We start from the raw sequence: 17,959 nt of genomic DNA on the forward strand, positions 1-17,959 counted from the left end.
GTTATAGTGGGCAATGGCCGTGGACGGAGGGCGCATGACGAGCAGCCTGGACGGGGACCCCGTGCCCCCGACGACGTACGACCACGGCGGAGGCGTGCGCTCGCTGCGCGTGCCCATCCCGGACAATCCCCTCGGGCACACCCTGGTGTACGTCGTCGACACCGACCGCGGGCCGGTCCTCGTCGACACCGGCTGGGACGACCCGGCTTCCTGGGACGCCCTGACCGCCGGGCTGACCGCCTGCGGCACCTCCGTCACCGAGCTGTACGGCGTCGTCGTCACCCACCACCACCCCGACCACCACGGCCTGTCGGGCGCGGTGCGCGAGGCCTCCGGGGCGTGGATCGCGATGCACGCGGCGGACGGCGCGATCGTCCGGCGGACCCGCGCGACCCGGCCCGCCCGCTGGTACGCGTACATGACGGACAAGCTGGTGGCCGCCGGTGCGCCCGAGGAGCACGTGGCCCCGCTGCGCACCGCGGGCCGCCGCGCCTTCCCCGGCCTCTCCCCCGCCCTCCCCGACCGCGAGATCGAACCGGGAGAGCTGCTCGACCTGCCCGGCCGCCGCCTGCGCGCGATCTGGACGCCGGGCCACACCCCCGGCCATGTCTGCCTCCACCTGGAGGAGGAGCACCCGGACCGACTGCCCGGCCACGGACGGCTGTTCTCCGGCGACCACCTGCTGCCCGAGATCACCCCGCACATCGGCCTGTACGAGGACCCCGACGACGCCACCGTCACCGACCCCCTCGGTGACTACCTCGCCTCCCTCGAACGCGTCGGCCGCCTCGCCGCCGCCGAGATCCTCCCCGCCCACCAGTACGCCTTCACCGACGCCCCTTCCCGCGTCCGGGAGTTGCTCGCCCACCACGAGGACCGCCTCGCCGACCTGCGGGAGTTGCTGGCCGAGCCGCTCACCCCCTGGCAGCTCGCCGAGCGCATGGAGTGGAACCGGCCCTGGGCGCAGATCCCGTACGGCTCACGGAACATCGCCGTCTCGGAGGCCGAGGCGCATCTGCGGCGCCTGGTGAAACTGGGGCACGCGGAGGCGGTGACGGGGAGCGAGCCGGTGACGTACGTGGCGGTCTGAGGCGCGGCCCGGCGGACCGGGCGCGCGCGTCACCGGACATGTCGGCACCCTTCACCACCCCGCCGTGGCCGTCGGCCTCGAACCACCGTCGAGCGCAGCACCCACCCCGCGTCGATCCCGTACACGTCGGCCGTCCGCCCCGGGCCGAGCGGGCGGCGCGGCACACTCCCCGGCGTCCCCATGACCCGAACCCGGCCGCACCCACAGGCTGCCCTCAGGGCTTTCCCTACGGCCGAGTACAGTGGCCCGGTCGTCATCACACCCGTACGGGGGAAAGCCGGTGCAATTCCGGCGCTGACCCTTCCCCAAGCCTCGGCTTCGCTCGACCCGGGGATACCCCTATCCGTGAGCCACGGAACACCGTGGCCAGCCGGACTGCCCCGGACGGACGTGACCGGCTCACGTGCGTCGGCGCCGCCGCCGTACGGCACCGTCGAGGTATGCGGAGCCGAGCCGCCGGGATGTCCCGTGCTGCCCGGCTCCCTGACAGGGAGAGGCACCCGCCGATCATGAACGTCCGCCGCAGCGCCGCGGTCCTGGCCGCCACCGCAGTGATCGGCGCCGCCACGCCCGCCGTGGCCGCGTCACCGTCGCCGACTCCGTCCGTGGCGATCCCGTCCGGTCTGTACGGCAGCACCGACCCGACGTACGACGGCGTCTGGCGCCAGTCGCTCGCGCTGCTCGCCCAGGACACGGCCGGGGTGAAGCCGGCGGGGAAGGCCGTGGACTGGCTGACCGGCCAGCAGTGTGCGAACGGCTCCTTCGCCGCGTTCCGCGCCGATCCCGCCAAGGCCTGCGACGCCAAGCTGATGGTCGACTCCAACAGCACGGCCGCCGCCGTCCAGGCCCTCGCGGCCCTCGGCGGTCACGAGGCCGTGGCGGACAAGGCCGTCGTATGGCTGAAGTCCGTGCAGAACGCGGACGGCGGCTGGGGGTACGCCCCCGGCGGCGCCAGCGACACCAACTCGACGTCCGTCGTCGTCGGCGCGCTGGCTGCGGCCGGGGAGAAGCCGGCGGAGGTCGTGAAGGGCGGGAAGTCGCCGTACGACGCCCTGGTGAAGCTCGCGCTGCCCTGCGACGCGGGCGGCGCCTTCGCCTACCAGCCCGACAAGCAGGGCACCTTGTCGGCGAACGCGGACGCGACGGCGGCGGGCGTCCTCGGCGCGCTCGGCGAGGGCCTGGCCGCCGAGGCCGCGACAGGCGGCGCGGCCGCTACCTGCGCGGCGCCCGGCACCCCGCAGCAGGCCGCCGCGAACGGCGCCGCCTACCTGGCGAAGGCCGTCGCCGAGGACGGGTATCTGACCTCCGTGCTGCCCGGCGCCGAGAACCAGCCGGACTACGGCAACACCGCCGACGCCGTGGTCGCGCTCGCCGCGCAGGGCGGCACCGAGCAGGCACGCAAGCCCCTCAGCTGGCTCCAGCAGAACGCCGCCGCCTGGGCGAAGCAGAACGGCCCCGCCGCCTACGCCCAGCTGGTCCTCGCCGCCCACGCCACGGGTGCGGACCCGCGCGCGTTCGGGGGCACGGACCTGGTCGCGGCCCTCAACGCGACGGGGCCGGCGCCGCAGCCGACCGGCAAGGCGACCGGCGGCCTCCAGCGGGACGACTCGGACGGGAAGGACGACGAGAAGGACTCCGACGACGGCTTCGGCGTCTGGTGGACCGTCGGCGTCTTCCTCGTCGCGGGAATCGGCATCGGCTTCCTGATCAGCGGCCGCAGGAAGCGGCAGCCGTGATACGCCGCCTCGCCGCCCTGCTCGTCGCCGCCCTGTTCCTGGGTCTGGCCGGCACCGGCCCGGCCCAGGCGGCCGGCTACCGCTACTGGTCCTTCTGGGACCGCGACGGCGACCGCTGGGTCTACGCCACCGAGGGCCCGTCCACGGCCCGCCCCGCCGACGGCGCCGTCCAGGGCTTCCGCTTCGCGGTCAGCGAGGACTCGCAGGCCGCGTCGCAACCCCGCGGCGCGGCCTCGTTCGAGGCGATCTGCGCGCGCACTCCGGCGCGGGACGGCATGAAGCGGGTCGCCCTGGTCGTCGACTTCGGCACCCCGGCGGACGCGCCGTCCGGCGAGACCCCGCCCGCCGCGCGCACGGCCTGCGCCCGCGTCCCGCAGGACGCGACCACGGCGGAGGCCCTCGCCTCCACCTCCAAGCCCCTCCGCTACGACACGAACGCGCTGCTGTGCGCGATCGCGGGCTACCCGAAGTCCGGCTGCGCAGACCAGGTGACGACGACCGACAAGGACTCGGACCAGCCCGCGTCGAAGCCCTCGGCCTCCTCGGCCGACGACGGCGGCCCGGCGGCGGGCGTGTACGCCGGCGGTGCGCTGATCGCCGCCCTGGCAGCGGCGGCGGTGTGGCAGGCCCGGCGGCGCAGGAATGTCTGAGGGCACCCGCCCCGGCACGTGCGGCTCCCGCCCCGGCACGATCGGCACCCGCCCCGGCAGGAGCGGCACCCGTCCCGCCGAGAGCGCCACCGGGCCGACGCGAGCCATGGCGGCCGTCCCCCAGCTCCACCCAGGTGCCTGGTGGTTGTGGGCGCTGGGGCTCGGAACGGCCGCGACCCGCACCACCAACCCGCTCCTCCTCGCCCTGCTCCTCGCCACCTCCGCCTACGTCGTCCTCACCTGCCGCCCGGACACCCCCTGGTCCCGCTCCTACTCCGCCTTCCTCCACCTCGCCCTCGCCGTGCTCGCCGTCCGCCTCTTCTTCGTCGTGGTCCTCGGCTCCCCCGTCCCCGGCTCGCACGTGATCGTGACGCTCCCCGAAGTCCCGCTCCCCGACTGGGCGCAGGGCATCCGGCTGGGCGGCAGGGTGACCGCCGAGGGGGTCGTCTTCGCGCTGTACGACGGTCTGCGCCTGGCCACCCTGCTCGTCTGCGTCGGCGCCGCGAACGCCCTCGCCAGCCCCTCCCGCCTCCTGAAATCCCTCCCCGGCGCCCTCTACGAGGCCGGGGTCGCCGTCGTGGTGGCGCTGACCTTCGCGCCGCATCTCATCGCCGACGTGCAGCGTCTGCGTGCCGCCCGCCGGCTGCGCGGTCGGCCGGACAGTGGCCTGCGCGGCCTGTTGCAGGTGGCGCTCCCGGTCCTGGAGGGCGCCCTGGAACGCTCGGTCGCCCTCGCCGCCGCCATGGACGCCCGCGGCTACGGCCGTACCGCCGACGTCCCCGCCCGCGTCCGCCGTACGACGACCGCCCTCACCCTGGGCGGCCTGCTCGGCGTCTGCGCGGGGACGTACGGCCTGCTCACCGCGGCGGGAGGCACGTACGGGCTGCCGGTGCTGCTCGCCGGGGCGGTCGCCGCGCTCGCCGGTCTCCGGCTGGGCGGGCGCCGCTCCCCCCGCACCCGCTACCGCCCGGACCGCTGGACCCCGCGCGCCTGTCTGGTCGCCGGGTCGGGTGTCGCGGTCGCCGCGCTGATGACGCTCGCCGCCTCCGCCGACCCCGAGGCACTGCACCCCGGCGTCATCCCCCTGACCGCGCCCACGCTCCCCCTCTGGCCCGCCGCGGCCGTGCTCCTCGGCCTCCTGCCGGCTCTCCTCCCCGCTCAGCTCCCTGCTCCGCTCCCGAAGGAGCCGTCGTCGTGATCCGCTTCGAGAACGTCTCCGTGACGTACGACGGCTGCTCCGAGGCCACCGTCCAGGGCGTCGACTTCGCGATCCCGGAAGGTGAACTGGTGCTGCTCGCCGGTCCGTCCGGCGTAGGCAAGTCGACGCTGCTCGGCACGGTCGGCGGTCTCGTCCCGCACTTCACGGGCGGCACCCTGCGCGGCCGGGTGACGGTCGACGGCCGCGACACCCGCACCCACAAGCCGCGTGAACTCGCCGACGTGGTGGGGACGGTGGGCCAGGACCCGCTGTCGCACTTCGTCACGGACACCGTCGAGGAGGAACTCGCCTACGGCATGGAGTCGTTGGGGCTGCCTCCGGCGGTGATGCGCCGCCGCGTCGAGGAGACCCTCGACCTGCTGGGCCTGGCCGGCCTGCGCGACCGTCCGATCGCCACGCTCTCCGGGGGCCAGCGGCAGCGCGTCGCGATCGGCTCGGTCCTCACCCCGCACCCTCGCGTCCTCGTGCTGGACGAGCCGACCTCAGCGCTCGACCCGGCCGCCGCCGAGGAGGTCCTCGCCGTCCTCCTGCGCCTGGTCCACGACCTCGGTACGACCGTCCTGCTCGCGGAGCACCGGCTGGAACGCGTCCTCCAGTACGCCGACCAGGTCGCCCTCCTGCCCGCGCCCGGCGCCGCCCCGGTGCTGGGCACCCCGGCCGAGATCATGGCCGTATCGCCGGTGTGTCCGCCGGTGGTGGACCTGGGCCGGCTGGCGGGCTGGTCCCCGCTGCCACTGACCGTCCGCGACGCCCGGCGACGAGCCGGTGACCTGCGCGAACGGCTCGCCGGGCGGGAGCCGGAGCACGCCCCGCCCGCGACCGTCGAGCCCCCGGTGCCGCGCCCGGCACTGCCCCGTTGGCGGGGCCGCCGCGCCACGCCCGCCCCGGCCACGTCCGCGCCCCCGGCGGAGGTCCGCGCCCTCGCCGTACGCCGCGCGCGGGTCCAGGCGCTGCGGGACGTCGACCTCACCGTGTCCCCCGGCGAGACCATCGCCCTCATGGGCCGCAACGGCGCCGGGAAGTCCACGCTGCTCAACACCCTCGTGGGCCTGGTCGAGCCGTCCTCCGGCACGGTCCGGGTGGGCGGCGCGCTCCCGCACCGCACCGCGCCCCGCGACCTCGTCCGCCGGGTCGGCCTCGTCCCGCAGGAGCCCCGCGACCTGCTGTACGCCGACACGGTCGCCGCCGAGTGCGCGGCCGCCGACCGGGACGCGCAGGCCGCCCCCGGCACCTGCCGCGCCCTGGTCACCGGTCTGCTCCCCGGCATCGGCGACGACACCCACCCCCGCGACCTCTCCGAGGGCCAGCGGCTGACGCTCGCGCTGGCGATCGTCCTGGCCGCCCGCCCGCCGCTGCTCCTGCTCGACGAGCCGACCCGCGGTCTGGACTACGCGGCGAAGACCCGCCTGGTCGGCGTCCTGCGCGAGCTGGCCGCGGCCGGGCACGCGATCGTGCTGGCCACGCACGACGTGGAACTGGCGGCGGAGCTGGCCCACCGGGTCGTCCTGCTCGCCGAGGGCGAGGTGATCGCGGACGGCCCGACGGCCGAGGTGATCGTCTCCTCCCCGTCCTTCGCCCCGCAGGTGACGAAGATCCTTGCCCCGCAGAAGTGGCTGACCGTCGCGCAGGTGCGGGAGGCCCTGCGGTGAGCCGGACCCGGCAGGCGCGGGCCGTGCGGCTCGGCCCCCGTTCCGTCGCCGCGCTCGGGCTCGTCAGCGCCGTCGGTGCGGTCGCCTTCGGCTGGCCGTTCCTGGCCCCGCCCGCCTCGACGCTGAACGCGCACGCGCAGGACGCCCCCTGGCTCTTCGCGGGCCTGCTGGTGCTGCTGGTCGCCGTCGTCGCGGCGACGATCTCGGAGTCGGGGCTCGGCGCGAAGGCGGTCGCCATGCTCGGCGTGCTGGCGGCGACCGGCGCCGCCCTGCGTCCGATCGGGGCCGGGACGGCGGGCATCGAGCCGATGTTCTTCCTGATGGTGCTCAGCGGCCGGGTCCTCGGCCCCGGCTTCGGCTTCGTCCTGGGCTCGGTCACGATGTTCGCGTCCGCCCTGCTCACGGGCGGGGTGGGCCCGTGGATGCCGTTCCAGATGCTGTCGATGGGCTGGTTCACGATGGGCGCGGGCCTGCTGCCGGGCCCGGACCGGCTGCGCGGCCGGGGCGAGCTGGGCCTGCTCGCGGTCTACGGCTTCCTGGCCGCCTTCGCCTACGGCACGGTGATGAACATGGCGGGCTGGCCCTTCCTGGGCGAGCTGGCCTCGCGCGTCTCCTTCGACCCGGACGCGGCCGTACCGGAGAACCTGGCCCGCTTCCTCGCCTACTGCGCGGCCACGTCCCTCGGCTGGGACCTGGGCCGGGCCGTCGTCACGGTCGTCCTGACCCTGACGCTGGGTCCGGCCGTGCTCAGGGCGCTACGCAGAGCCACCCGGCGCGCGGCCTTCGAGACCGCGGTCACATTCGAGGACCGTTGATCGGTGAAGCACCCCACATGACCCACATCACCTACGATCCACCTTAGTGGGACATTCGGCACGTCGCGCTCGCGCAGCACCACCCCTGACCTGCACATTGAGAGCCAGGTCACACAAACGACCATCACCCCACATGCGGCCACAACTAGTAAAAGGGGTCATTGCGGACCCCTTTCGAGCCTGCTTCTCTGGATGACGTCGCACAGGGCCGACAGACCCCCGGGTCTCGGCCCCGACGCATGCAAGCCCCCCGCCGCACATCACGCGGTGCGGCCACGCACCGCGTGACTCCGCATGCACAGCGACTCATCCGTCCCCGAAGAAAAAGGTTCTCCGTGTCCGTCTCCGTCATCCGCCGTATCGCTTCCCCGAAGAAGGCCCTCACCGCCGCCGCCCTGGCCGCCGCGACCGCCGGCATGGCGCTGTCCGCGGCCCCCGCCCAGGCCTCGACCGTGACCTCCGCCTCCCAGGCCAAGGCGATCGCGCACAAGATGATCCCGGACGCCGCACAGTTCAACGCGTTCAGCAAGATCGTGGAGCACGAGAGCGGCTGGGACGTCGACGCCACCAACGCCTCGTCCGGCGCCTACGGCCTGGTCCAGGCCCTGCCGGCCAACAAGATGGCCTCGGCCGGCTCCGACTGGAAGACCAACCCCAGGACCCAGATCGAGTGGGGCCTGGACTACATGAACTCCCGCTACGGCAGCCCGGCCGGCGCGTGGGCCTTCTGGCAGGCCAACGGCTGGTACTGAGCCAGGCCCTAGGCTCACCCCGTACGCGTGAGGCGGCGGCCCCCCCGATCCCCGGGGGCCGCCGCCTCACGCTTTTTCCGATGCGGTTCTCCGCGTGCCCGCGTCATTCACCGGCGCTGACCCGCAGCTCCTTCACCCCGTTGATCCAGGCGGACCGCAGCCGCCGCGGGTCCTCGACGAGCCGCATCCGTGGCATCGCGTCGGCGAGGGCGTTGAAGATGAGGTCGATCTCCAGCACGGCGAGGGACTTGCCGAGGCAGAAGTGGGGCCCGCCGCCGCCGAAGCCGAGGTGGGGATTGGGGTCCCGGGTGACGTCGAAGTCGTCGGGCCGGTCGAACACCTCGGGGTCGTGGTTGGCGGAGGCGTAGAACAGGCCGACCCGGTCCCCCTTCCTGATCGTCTTCCCGCCCAGCTCGGTGTCCTGCGTGGCGGTCCGCTGGAAGGCGGTCACGGGCGTGGCCCAGCGCACGATCTCCTCGGCGGCGGTGCCGGGCCGCTCCCGCTTGTACACCTCCCACTGCTCGGGGTGCGTGAGGAAGGCGTGCATGCCGTGGGTGATGGCGTTGCGGGTGGTCTCGTTGCCGGCCACGGCCAGCATGAGCACGAAGAACCCGAACTCGTCGGAGTTGAGGTTGCCCTCGTCCTCGGCGGCGACCAGCGTGGACACGATGTCGTGGGCCGGGCGCTGCTTCCGCTCGGCGGCCATGCTCATGGCGTACGCGATGATCTCGGCGGCGGACCGGGCGCCGACCTCCTCGGTGACGGCGTACTCGGGGTCGTCGTAGGCGATCATCTTGTTGGACCAGTCGAAGATCTTGGTCCGGTCGTCCTGGGGTATGCCGATCAGCTCGGCGATGGCCTGGAGGGGCAGCTCACAGGCGACCGAGGTGACGAAGTCGAAGGGCCCGTCGAGCGCGCGGGCCTCGGCGACGATGGCGGTGGCCCGCTCCCGCAGCCGCTGCTCCAGCGCCCGGATGGACCGGGGAGTGAACCCCCGCTGCACGATCTGCCGCACGCGCGTGTGCTCCGGCGGGTCCATGTTCAGCAGGATGAGCCGTTGTGCGTCGATGGAGTCGCGGGCGATGTGCTCGTTGAAGCGGATGATCGCGGTGTTGAGGGTGGAGGAGAAGATCTCGGGGTGGGTGGAGACGTACCGGACGTCGGCGTGCCGGGTCACCGCCCAGTAGCCCTCGTCCTCGAAGCCGGCCACGTTCCCCGACTGCGGGATCCAGCGGACCGGTTCGGCCAGCCGCAGCTCGGCGAACTCCGGCAGTGGCACACGGTGTTGCAGCAGGTCGGGGTCGGTGAAGTCGAACCCGTCGGGAAGCGCTGGACAGGGCATGGGCAGCTCCAGCCAGAAGGCAGCTTTTCTGACGGTGCATCAGAAACAGGTTCCGGTGAAGGTAGTTCAGGCACCCGAAGGCTGCAAGACCCTTGCGGTGACGCACATCACGTCATCAGACTGCTCCAAGAACTAGTACCTGTTCTAGTTCCGTAGTGCCGTACGTCCGGAGGAGAGCCGCCCCCCGAGAGGATCCGCACCCATGGCCGCCGAACCCGTGATCGTGGAAGCAGTCCGCACCCCCATCGGCAAGCGCGGCGGCGCGCTCGCCAACCTGCACCCCGCCTACCTCCTCGGCGAGACCTACCGCGAACTCCTCGGCCGCACCGGCATCCCCGCCGACGCCGTGGAGCAGATAGTCGGCGGCACGGTCACCCACGCCGGCGAACAGTCCATGAACCCCGCGCGCACGGCCTGGCTGACCGTGGGCCTCCCGTACGAGACGGCGGCGACGACGGTCGACTGCCAGTGCGGCTCGTCGCAGCAGGCGTCCCACATGACGGCGAACATGATCGCGGCGGGCGTGATCGACGTGGGCATCAGCTGCGGGGTCGAGGCGATGTCCCGGGTCCCGCTCGGCTCGGGCTCGAAGCACGGCCCGGGAAAACCGTTCCCGGAGGAGTGGAACGTAGACCTCCCGAACCAGTTCGAGGCGGCGGAACGCATCGCGCGCCACAGGGGTCTGAGCCGGGATGACGTCGACAGGCTGGGCCTGCTCTCCCAGGAACGGGCGGCGGTGGCCTGGTCGGAGGAACGCTTCAAGAAGGAGACCTTCGCCGTCCAGGTCCCGACGACGGAGGAGGAACAGGCGGCGGGCCAGGGCATGTGGCGCCTGGTGGACCGGGACGAGGGCCTGAGGGACACGTCACTGGAGGCGCTGTCGCGCCTGAAGCCGGTCATGCCCACAGCGATCCACACGGCCGGCAACTCCTCGCAGATCTCGGACGGCGCGGCGGCGATCATGTGGTCGTCGAAGCGGATGGCCCGCGCCCTGAAGCTGAAGCCGAGGGCGAGGATCGTGGCCCAGGCCCTGGTCGGCGCCGACCCCCACTTCCACCTGGACGGCCCGATCGACGCGACGCGAGCGGTGCTCGGCAAGGCGGGCATGACGCTGAGGGACATCGACCTGGTCGAAATCAACGAGGCTTTCGCGTCAGTGGTGTTGAGCTGGGCGAAGGTCTTCGAGGCGGACCTGTCGAAGGTCAACGTGAACGGCGGCGGAATCGCCCTCGGCCACCCGGTAGGAGCGACGGGCGCCCGCCTGATCACGACGGCCCTTCACGAACTGGAGCGCTCGGACAGGGAGTTCGCCCTCATCACGATGTGCGCGGGGGGCGGCTTGGCTACCGGGACGATCATCCAGCGGCTGTAGACGCCCACGAGAGGAACTCGGCGAAGGCGGCGGGCCGGAGGGTGAGGATCGGGCCCGCCGGGGTCTTGGAGTCGCGGACGGCTACGGCGGCGCCCGGAAGGTCGGCGATCTCGACGCAGTTGCCGCCCTGGTCGCTGCTGTAGCTGGACTTACGCCAGTTGATCTCCATAGCGGGCCTCCGTCACACGCCGGATCAGATCCTGCTGCGCCAACTGCCACATACCCATCTCCATCAAGTCCCTCCCCCTTCCCTCCCGACCTGGCGAAGGACCATCGCGACGGAAGCGCCAGAGGCCGATGAGCCGGACGCGGTCACCGCACAGCATGGCCATGTCATCGACGTCGGACGTCAGTGGAACAGTGGGCGCGGGCAGGGGCGATATTCTCGCTCCTCTGTTCGGGACAGGCTGGAGCACCCCGCCGAACGGTGGCTGCGGGGCCGCGTGGGGCGCCGCCCCTCCCAGCTCTCCGTCCGCCCACCCGCCGAGGTGAGCGGACGGTGAGCCCGTCAGGCGCTGGCCGTCCGTTCCTTCTCCGGTTCCAGCGGGCGGTGGTCGTCCTTCGTGGGCGTCACCGCCGCCGACCCCGCCCGCGGCCCCTGCAACACGTACGCCAGCCCGAAGCCGGCCAGCACGACCGCCGCGCCGCCCACCGCGTCGAGGACCCAGTGGTTGCCGGTGGCCACGATCGCGGAGACCGTGAACAGGGGGTGCAGGAGGCCCAGGGCCTTCATCCACCACTTCGGGGCGACGATCGCGATCGCCATGCCGCACCACAGGGACCAACCGAAGTGCAGGGACGGCATCGCCGCGTACTGGTTGGTCAGGGACGTCAGGGTGCCGTAGTCGGGCTGGGTGAAGTCCTGGACTCCGTGGACGGTGTCGACGATGCCCAGGCCCGGCATCAGGCGCGGCGGGGCCAGCGGGTAGAGCCAGAAGCCGACCAGCGCGAGCAGGGTCGCGAAGCCGAGGGAGGAGCGGGCCCAGCGGTAGTCCACCGGGCGACGCCAGTAGAGGACGGCCAGCACCGACAGCGGGACCACGAAGTGGAACGACGTGTAGTAGAAGTCGAAGAAGTCGCGCAGCCAGCCGACCTTGACGACCGCGTGGTTGGCCCAGTGCTCGATGTCGATGTGCAGGAAGCGCTCGATGTCGAGGATCTCGCGGCCGTGGGCCTCCGCCCGCTCCCGTCCGCCCGAGATGGTCCCGCCCGTCGCCGCGAGCCTGACCTGCTGGTACGCCGCGTAGGTGACGCGGATGAGCAGCAGCTCCAGGAGGAGGTTGGGGCGGGTGAGGACCCGGCGCAGGAACGGCAGCAGCGGGATGCGTTTCCAGCGGGCCGGGACGGGTGCGGCGTACTGCGTGGGGATCGGGGTCCGGTAGTACGGGGAGGTGCGCGACAGGAAGGGCATGACCGTCGCGGCGGCCAGGGCGGCGAGGAGGACGACGTTGTCGCGCAGGGGGTACAGGGACGCCATGTTCGGCAGCATCATCTTCGCCGGGAGCGTCATGACCAGGATGACGGCGACCGGCCACACGTATCGGTCCGAGGCGCGCTTGCCGACCCGGCCGACCACCGCCGGCAGGACCCAGAGGAGCTGGTGCTGCCAGGTCGTCGGGGATACGGCGACGGCGGCGCAGCCGGTGATCGCCACCGCCAGCAGGAGCTGGCCGTCGCGGGCGTAGCGCACCGCCCGGCGGACGCCGAGCGCGGCGACGGCCGCGCCCAGTGTCAGGAACAGGGCGATCTCCAGCGGACCGGACAGGCCGAAGCGCAGCAGGGCGCCGTGCAGGGACTGGTTGCCGAGTGCGTCCGCCCTGCCGCCGAGGCCGACGCCCGCCATGTGGTGGACCCAGTACGTGTACGAGTCGTGCGGCATCGCCGCCCAGGCGAGCAGCGTGCAGGCCAGGAACGACGCCCCCGCGGTCGCGGCGGCCCGGCGCCGGCCGGTGAACCACAGGAGCGGGGCGAACAGCAGGACGGTCGGCTGGAGGGCCGCCGCAAGGCCGATCAGCGCGCCGCCCGCGTGCCGCCCCCGTACGACGAAGCAGCCGAGCAGGACGAGCAGGACGGGGATGATGCTGGTCTGGCCGAGCCAGAGGGTGTTGCGGACGGGGAGGGACAGCATGAGCAGGCTGATCGCGACGGGCGCGGCCAGCAGCGAGGTGCGTCTGCTCACCGGCTGCGGCAGGGCCCGCGCGACGACGAGACCGAGCGCGGCGACCAGCAGCAGCGTGCCGAAGGTCCAGCCCCAGCCGAGGGCCTGTTCGGCCGCCCGGGTGAGGGGCTTGAGGACGAGTCCGCCGAACGGGGTGCCGGTGAACCGCGTCGAGTCGTAGAGCGAACCGTTGACGTGCAGGACGCCGTTCGGTCCGACCCAGGTCTCCAGGTCCGTCAGCCGCTCTCCGCGCGGGGTGCCGAGGACGACGGCCACCTGCCGGACGGCGAGGACCGCCGCGACCAGCCAGAGGCCGAGGCGGGCCACGCGCAGGCGCGCTCTCGCCGTGTCGACCGCCGTCGCTCCGAACGGTTCCGCCGGTCGTCCGCTCTGCTCCGCATTCGCCACGCCTCGTAGGCCTCCCGCCCCGTAGGTCCCACGCGTTCCCTCGTGGGGTTTTTCTTCACGAACCCTATGAGGCTCGCGGCACCCCCGGACAGAGACGCAGGCCACCCCGCCTTCACCTGACGCCCGTTCTCCTTTTGTCCGGAAGACGATAGTGCTCCTGGGGAGGCGTCGGATCCGCGGGGTGCGGGGTCGGTCACGGCCCGGACACAACCGGCGCGCACGGCCGGCGCGACGGAACCGGCGCCTCGGGCCCGCCGTCGTAGACCCGGACGATGATCGACGGGCGCGACCGGCACGCCGGTCGCGACGGACGGAGGGGCTCGGGGGATGCTCGGACACTCGCGGAGACGGCTCACACGGCGAGGGCGGCTGCTGACGCTTCTTCTCGCGCTGGTCGCCACCCAGCTCGGCTCGCTCGTGGCACCGGCCTACGCCTGCGGCTGCGGCGCGCTGGTCCCGGGCGACCAGCAGCGGGTGGCGGTCGGCCGGGAGGTCTCCGTGGTGCGCTGGGACGGTGCGCAGGAACAGATCGTGATGAGCCTGTCGGTCTCCGGGGACGCCGACCGGGCCGCGTGGATCATGCCGGTGCCGGGCCGCGCGACGGTGAAGCTCGGCGATCCGGAGATCCTCGACCAGCTGACCGAGGCGACCGCCCCCGAGCGCCGGGAGCGGCACTACTTCTGGCCGCAGGACGGCGACTGGCCGCTGACCGAGAGCAACGACGGCGCGGGGGCCGCCCCGCAGCTGCCGGGGGCGGCTCCCGGTGTGGGCGTGGTCGGGCGCGAGCGGCTCGGCCCGTTCGACGTGGCCCGACTGACGGCCACCGACCCGTCCGCCCTGGACGACTGGCTGGGCGACAACGGCTTCGCCTTCCCGCCCCGCCTGGAGACGGCCCTCCAGCCGTACGTCGACCGGCGCTGGGAGTACGTGGCCGTACGGCTGGTCCCCGAGACCGCCGGCACGCCGCTGGGCGGCGACCTGGATCCGCTCCACCTCACCTTCGCCAGCGACACGCTCGTCTACCCGATGCGGCTGTCGCGGCTGGCGACCACCCCGCAGTCCCTCGGCCTGTACGTGCTGGCCGACCACCGGATGGAACCGGTGTCCCGGATCGGCGGCGGACGGCCGCAAGTGACCTTCGCGGGGCCGGTGGACACGGAGGAGGGCCCGCTGGGCGAGCTGGCGGCGGGTACGCCGTTCCTGACGGCGCTCACTCAGGAGTTCCCGGAGCCGTCGGCGATCTCGGCGGACCACGAGCTGCGCCGGACGGCGCAGGACACGGCGTACCGGCGGGTGGTCTACCAGGACCGGCTGCTCACGGTGGCCGGGATCCCGGTCTGGCTGCTGACCGTCGTGGGCGGCCTGGCGGCGCTGGTGACGGGGGCGGTCGCGCTCGGGCTGCGCCGGGGCCGGGCGCGGCGACGGGCGGCAGCGGAGGGGGCGACGCCTCCGATGCCTCAGATGCCTCCGATGCCTCAGGTGCCTCCGCGCCCGCCCACCGCAGCCGCCCCGCCTGGGCCGAACGGCTGAATCGGGCCGGTGCGGACCCTGTGAGTTCCGGGCGAGGGGGAACTCGGGGACGGCGTACGACGTTGGCAGACTAGTTAGCGTTCCTAACGAGTCACGTCGGCAACTGAGAGGCAGAGCGCATGAGCGAGTCGCAGATCTGGGACACCGTCGACGCCTACTTCACCGCCCACCTCGCCCCGGACGACGAGGTGACCGCGGCCGCGCTGCGCGACAGCGAGGCGGCCGAGCTGCCCCAGGTCAACGTCACGGCGAACCAGGGCAAGCTGCTCCAGCTCCTCGCGGAGATCCAGGGTGCCCGGACCATCCTGGAGATCGGCACCCTCGGCGGCTACAGCACCATCTGGCTGGGCCGCGCGCTCCCGGCCGACGGCCGGCTCGTCTCGCTGGAGTACAGCCCGAAGCACGCCGAGGTCGCCACCCGCAACATCGCGCGCGCGGGCCTCGACAAGCAGGTCGAGGTGCGGGTGGGCGCGGCCCTGGACTCGCTGCCCCTGCTGGCGGACGAGAACCCGCCGCCGTTCGACCTGGTCTTCATCGACGCCGACAAGGTCAACAACGCCCACTATCTGGAGTGGGCGCTGCGGCTCACCAGCGCCGGCAGCCTGATCGTCGTCGACAACGTCGTACGGGGCGGCCGGGTGGTGGACGCGGACAGCGGCGCGGGTGACGTGCAGGGCACCCGCGACGCCATCGAACTCATCGGCGCGCACCCGAGGTTGAGCGGTACGGCGATCCAGACGGTGGGCTCCAAGGGCTACGACGGCTTCGCGCTGGCGCGCGTGCTGGCGTAGCCCGGACCCGCGAGGTCGTGCCCCGGCTCTCAGCCCTCAGCCCTCAGCCCTCGGTAATCAGCCCTCGGTAATCAGCAATCAGTTCTCACGCCTCGTGATAGAAGCCCACGTTGACGCTGCGCGGGCCGGTGCGGTCCGTGACGACGATCTCGCCGTTGCCGCCCCGGGGAAGCCGCACGCTCCCGCCGTAGGCGATGGTCTGGGCGTACTCGCCGACCACCAGCCGGACCTCCGAGGACGGGTCCGGCTGGGAGCCGCGCAGCCAGCTGACCTGCCAGACGCCCTCGGGGCCGCACAGGAACTCCAGGTGGACCCGGGAGACGAACAGCCACTCCTCGGGCGTGGTGAGGCGGCACACGGACTTGTCCCGGCCCACCCGCAGCACGGCGCCCGGCTCGCTGGGCGCGTCGGCCATGAGCATGCCGGCCGTGGCACCCTCTTCCGTCCCGGAGACGGTGGCCATGGTGAGTTCGAGCACGTGCGCTCCTCAAGAGATGTCTGTCTGACAGCGTCCGAACTGTGCGTGCACAGCCGCCGCATACTAAATCGCCCGGCCCCGCCGCGTCCGGCACAATGGACCCATGACCGAGCGAAAGCCACCCGGTGTCCCGTTCGAGTCCTGGATCGACAAGCAGATCCAGGACGCGGAGCGACGTGGCGAGTTCGATCAACTGCCGGGCCTGGGCAGGCCGTTGGACCCGGAGATCGAGAGTCCCTACGACGAACTGTGGTGGATCAGGCGCAAGATGGCGCGCGAGGGGCTCTCGGTACTGCCCCCCGCGCTGGCCCTGCGCAAGGAGGCGGAGGACGCCCTCGCCGCGGCGTACGCGGCGCCCTCGGAGCGCATCGTCCGGAAGATCATCACGGACGTCAACGTGAAGCTCCGCGACATGATGTTCAAGCCACCGCCCGGCCCCCCGCTGGGCATGAAGCCGTACGACGTCGAGCAGGTCGTACGGCAGTGGCGGGAGCGCCGGGCGGACGCTGCGGACGGCTAGCGGAGAGCCAGGACCCCTAGATGTGCAGGAGCCGGTCCGTCAGCTCGCGGTAGTCCCGCAGGGCCAGGCGGAGTTGCTCGGTGTCGGCGGTCGTGGCGGCGTCGCCCTTCTTGTCGTCCGCGAGCTGCCAGGAGCCGCGCAGCGTACGGCGGCGGCTGTTCACGGCCTCGGTGAAGCGGGCGGCGAGATCCTCCAGGACGTGGTCGGCCTCCTCGACGGCGTCACGGGGCCGGTCCACGAAGCCGGCGACCGCGTGCCGCATCCGCGAGGCGAGCTCGTCGGACTCGTCGTGCGGGAGCAGCGAGGGCTTTTCGGCGGGGCGGGCGTCCTGGGCCCCGTGGGCCGCGCCGGTGCCCCGAGGGGCGCCGATGCCGCCGCTGTCCTCCACGGCTCCGGCCGGGAGGCCGCCCGGTGCGGGGGCGGGTGCGGCGGTGGGACGCGGGTCCCGGCCGCCGGTGACCGGGTCGACGGCCGGTGCGGCGGCGGGGTCGACGGTCGGTCCGGCGGGGTCGGCCGCCGGGTTCCGCGTCGGCGCGCCCACACCGGGCCCGTGGCCCTGGCTCTCTCCCAGCGGTACGACTCGCGGCTGCTCCTGTTCCTGCGCCGTCTCCTGTGCCTGTGCCGTTTCCTGTTTCTGTGCCGCGCGGCGGTACTCGCCGCCGGATGTCACGTCGGGCATGCCTGTTCACCCCTGCTTCGTCTGGTGGCGGTGGAGGCCCGGCAGGTGGAAGCCGGAGCGGCCCTCGTGGCGTGTGGCCGACCGACGGTCCTCCGGATGCCGGGTCGTCGTCGCCCGGTGGTGGCCCTCGCCGACCAGGTCGTCGAAGAGGGCGCGGGCCTCGACCATGGCGGCCCGCAGGTCCTCGGTGCCGGGGGCCTCGCCGCCCCGTGCGCCGCCGTCCTGGTGGAATCGGGTGACGTGGTGCACGTGCCGGTAGCCCTGCACGTGGTCGGCGTGGTGCACGGCGAGCGCGGCGACCTGCTCGTCGTACTGGCCGCCGTCCGGGTAGCCGCGGGCGCCCGCCGCGTCGGCGAGGATCCGGTCCGCCTCGGCGACCGCCTCACGCGGGGAGTCGACGAAGCGCTCCTGCGCGGCCGCCCAGCGGGCCTCGAACCGCTCGCGCTCGGCGGGCTCCAGCGGCCGCTCCTTCAGCCCGCCGTGCCGCTCCACGAGACCGCCGAGTTCCCGCTCGGCCGCCTTGACGTCCCCGTCGTGCCGGGCCACGGCCCGGTCGTACTCGGGCCCGAAGCGGCGCTTCAGACCCCGTCCTCCGTGTGACGACCCTCGGGCCCGTACGGCCAGGACGGCCGCGACGGCGACGACGACGACCGCCACGATCACGATGAGAGCGATGATCACGCCTGTGGACATGGTTGCCTTCCGGTGTTTCGGCCCCACGGGCCGGTTCACCGTCCGGGTTGCCCGGACTGCGCCGGACAAACGGCCGC

Annotated in this window: 17 protein-coding genes; 11 read left to right on the forward strand and 6 right to left on the reverse strand. The window is 73.2% G+C overall.

Annotated elements, in window-relative coordinates; all coding sequences use genetic code 11:
* The first annotated feature begins 34 nt into the window (after positions 1 to 34).
* From ACFWJX_RS21055 to ACFWJX_RS21085, 7 genes are all read left to right on the forward strand, one after another.
* Positions 35 to 1,090 (forward strand): MBL fold metallo-hydrolase, encoded by a 1,056-nt coding sequence (locus tag ACFWJX_RS21055; RefSeq protein WP_383245238.1) that lies wholly within the window; start codon positions 35 to 37, stop codon positions 1,088 to 1,090.
* 509 nt (positions 1,091 to 1,599) lie between these two features.
* Positions 1,600 to 2,826, forward strand: coding sequence for a prenyltransferase/squalene oxidase repeat-containing protein (locus ACFWJX_RS21060; RefSeq protein WP_383245241.1), 1,227 nt, complete (start codon positions 1,600 to 1,602; stop codon positions 2,824 to 2,826).
* The gene (locus ACFWJX_RS21065) at positions 2,823 to 3,476 is read left to right on the forward strand and encodes an SCO2322 family protein (RefSeq protein WP_383245244.1); all 654 of its coding nucleotides are present in this window, start codon (positions 2,823 to 2,825) and stop codon (positions 3,474 to 3,476) included. The genes ACFWJX_RS21060 and ACFWJX_RS21065 overlap by 4 nt, the downstream gene beginning before the upstream one ends.
* A 106-nt stretch (positions 3,477 to 3,582) precedes the next feature.
* The gene (locus ACFWJX_RS21070; protein WP_383245738.1) at positions 3,583 to 4,674 is read left to right on the forward strand and encodes an energy-coupling factor transporter transmembrane component T; all 1,092 of its coding nucleotides are present in this window, start codon (positions 3,583 to 3,585) and stop codon (positions 4,672 to 4,674) included.
* A complete protein-coding gene (locus tag ACFWJX_RS21075; RefSeq protein WP_383245247.1) occupies positions 4,671 to 6,344 on the forward strand; it encodes an ABC transporter ATP-binding protein in 1,674 nt (557 codons plus the stop codon). The genes ACFWJX_RS21070 and ACFWJX_RS21075 overlap by 4 nt, the downstream gene beginning before the upstream one ends.
* Positions 6,341 to 7,159 carry an ECF transporter S component gene (locus tag ACFWJX_RS21080; protein ID WP_383245250.1) on the forward strand — a complete coding sequence of 273 codons (819 nt, stop codon included), beginning with the start codon at positions 6,341 to 6,343 and terminating at the stop codon, positions 7,157 to 7,159. The genes ACFWJX_RS21075 and ACFWJX_RS21080 overlap by 4 nt, the downstream gene beginning before the upstream one ends.
* A gap of 335 nt (positions 7,160 to 7,494) precedes the next feature.
* Positions 7,495 to 7,911: a transglycosylase SLT domain-containing protein gene (locus ACFWJX_RS21085; protein ID WP_383245253.1), complete on the forward strand. Its 417-nt coding sequence runs from the start codon at positions 7,495 to 7,497 to the stop codon at positions 7,909 to 7,911.
* A 103-nt stretch (positions 7,912 to 8,014) separates the two neighbouring features.
* Here the strand turns inward: ACFWJX_RS21085 and ACFWJX_RS21090 are convergent, their stop codons facing one another.
* On the reverse strand, positions 8,015 to 9,253 hold the full coding sequence (locus ACFWJX_RS21090; RefSeq protein WP_383245257.1) for a cytochrome P450: 1,239 nt from the start codon (positions 9,251 to 9,253) through the stop codon (positions 8,015 to 8,017).
* 202 nt (positions 9,254 to 9,455) lie between these two features.
* Between ACFWJX_RS21090 and ACFWJX_RS21095 the strand changes: the two genes are divergently transcribed.
* A complete protein-coding gene (locus tag ACFWJX_RS21095) occupies positions 9,456 to 10,625 on the forward strand; it encodes a steroid 3-ketoacyl-CoA thiolase (protein ID WP_383245260.1) in 1,170 nt (389 codons plus the stop codon).
* On the opposite strand, the gene ACFWJX_RS21100 is transcribed toward ACFWJX_RS21095, so the two are convergent.
* On the reverse strand, positions 10,609 to 10,794 hold the full coding sequence (locus ACFWJX_RS21100) for a DUF397 domain-containing protein (protein WP_383245263.1): 186 nt from the start codon (positions 10,792 to 10,794) through the stop codon (positions 10,609 to 10,611). The genes ACFWJX_RS21095 and ACFWJX_RS21100 overlap by 17 nt on opposite strands.
* Positions 10,795 to 11,133: 339 nt before the next feature.
* On the reverse strand, positions 11,134 to 13,191 hold the full coding sequence (locus ACFWJX_RS21105) for a bifunctional glycosyltransferase 87/phosphatase PAP2 family protein (RefSeq protein ID WP_383245265.1): 2,058 nt from the start codon (positions 13,189 to 13,191) through the stop codon (positions 11,134 to 11,136).
* 327 nt (positions 13,192 to 13,518) lie between these two features.
* Between ACFWJX_RS21105 and ACFWJX_RS21110 the strand changes: the two genes are divergently transcribed.
* Positions 13,519 to 14,721 carry a DUF2330 domain-containing protein gene (locus ACFWJX_RS21110; RefSeq protein WP_383245268.1) on the forward strand — a complete coding sequence of 401 codons (1,203 nt, stop codon included), beginning with the start codon at positions 13,519 to 13,521 and terminating at the stop codon, positions 14,719 to 14,721.
* A gap of 119 nt (positions 14,722 to 14,840) precedes the next feature.
* The gene (locus ACFWJX_RS21115) at positions 14,841 to 15,512 is read left to right on the forward strand and encodes an O-methyltransferase (protein ID WP_383245271.1); all 672 of its coding nucleotides are present in this window, start codon (positions 14,841 to 14,843) and stop codon (positions 15,510 to 15,512) included.
* Between the two features lie 85 nt (positions 15,513 to 15,597).
* Here ACFWJX_RS21115 and ACFWJX_RS21120 read toward each other — a convergent pair whose 3' ends face one another.
* Positions 15,598 to 15,990, reverse strand: coding sequence for a hypothetical protein (locus tag ACFWJX_RS21120; protein ID WP_383245277.1), 393 nt, complete (start codon positions 15,988 to 15,990; stop codon positions 15,598 to 15,600).
* A 103-nt stretch (positions 15,991 to 16,093) separates the two neighbouring features.
* On the opposite strand from ACFWJX_RS21120, the gene ACFWJX_RS21125 reads away from it, so the two are divergent.
* Positions 16,094 to 16,510: a DUF1992 domain-containing protein gene (locus tag ACFWJX_RS21125; RefSeq protein WP_383245280.1), complete on the forward strand. Its 417-nt coding sequence runs from the start codon at positions 16,094 to 16,096 to the stop codon at positions 16,508 to 16,510.
* A 16-nt stretch (positions 16,511 to 16,526) separates the two neighbouring features.
* On the opposite strand, the gene ACFWJX_RS21130 is transcribed toward ACFWJX_RS21125, so the two are convergent.
* Together ACFWJX_RS21130 and ACFWJX_RS21135 are read right to left on the reverse strand one after the other, a co-directional pair.
* The gene (locus ACFWJX_RS21130) at positions 16,527 to 17,189 is read right to left on the reverse strand and encodes a hypothetical protein (RefSeq protein ID WP_383245282.1); all 663 of its coding nucleotides are present in this window, start codon (positions 17,187 to 17,189) and stop codon (positions 16,527 to 16,529) included.
* A 6-nt stretch (positions 17,190 to 17,195) separates the two neighbouring features.
* A complete protein-coding gene (locus ACFWJX_RS21135; RefSeq protein ID WP_383245285.1) occupies positions 17,196 to 17,882 on the reverse strand; it encodes a hypothetical protein in 687 nt (228 codons plus the stop codon).
* Positions 17,883 to 17,959 lie beyond the last annotated feature (77 nt).

Origin of the sequence: Streptomyces sp. NPDC058335 (genome assembly GCF_042723915.1) — a bacterium.
Classification (GTDB): domain Bacteria; phylum Actinomycetota; class Actinomycetes; order Streptomycetales; family Streptomycetaceae; genus Streptomyces.

What these genes read in the sequence shown, in the direction of transcription:
- ACFWJX_RS21060 (WP_383245241.1), top strand. Translation starts at nt 1,600, where the DNA reads ATGAACGTCCGCCGCAGCGCCGCGGTCCTGGCCGCCACCGCAGTGATC.
- ACFWJX_RS21070 (WP_383245738.1), top strand. Translation starts at nt 3,583, where the DNA reads ATGGCGGCCGTCCCCCAGCTCCACCCAGGTGCCTGGTGGTTGTGGGCG.
- ACFWJX_RS21055 (WP_383245238.1), top strand. Translation starts at nt 35, where the DNA reads ATGACGAGCAGCCTGGACGGGGACCCCGTGCCCCCGACGACGTACGAC.
- ACFWJX_RS21125 (WP_383245280.1), top strand. Translation starts at nt 16,094, where the DNA reads ATGACCGAGCGAAAGCCACCCGGTGTCCCGTTCGAGTCCTGGATCGAC.
- ACFWJX_RS21090 (WP_383245257.1), bottom strand. Translation starts at nt 9,253, where the DNA reads ATGCCCTGTCCAGCGCTTCCCGACGGGTTCGACTTCACCGACCCCGAC.
- ACFWJX_RS21135 (WP_383245285.1), bottom strand. Translation starts at nt 17,882, where the DNA reads ATGTCCACAGGCGTGATCATCGCTCTCATCGTGATCGTGGCGGTCGTC.
- ACFWJX_RS21115 (WP_383245271.1), top strand. Translation starts at nt 14,841, where the DNA reads ATGAGCGAGTCGCAGATCTGGGACACCGTCGACGCCTACTTCACCGCC.
- ACFWJX_RS21130 (WP_383245282.1), bottom strand. Translation starts at nt 17,189, where the DNA reads ATGCCCGACGTGACATCCGGCGGCGAGTACCGCCGCGCGGCACAGAAA.
- ACFWJX_RS21095 (WP_383245260.1), top strand. Translation starts at nt 9,456, where the DNA reads ATGGCCGCCGAACCCGTGATCGTGGAAGCAGTCCGCACCCCCATCGGC.
- ACFWJX_RS21110 (WP_383245268.1), top strand. Translation starts at nt 13,519, where the DNA reads ATGCTCGGACACTCGCGGAGACGGCTCACACGGCGAGGGCGGCTGCTG.
- ACFWJX_RS21100 (WP_383245263.1), bottom strand. Translation starts at nt 10,794, where the DNA reads ATGGAGATCAACTGGCGTAAGTCCAGCTACAGCAGCGACCAGGGCGGC.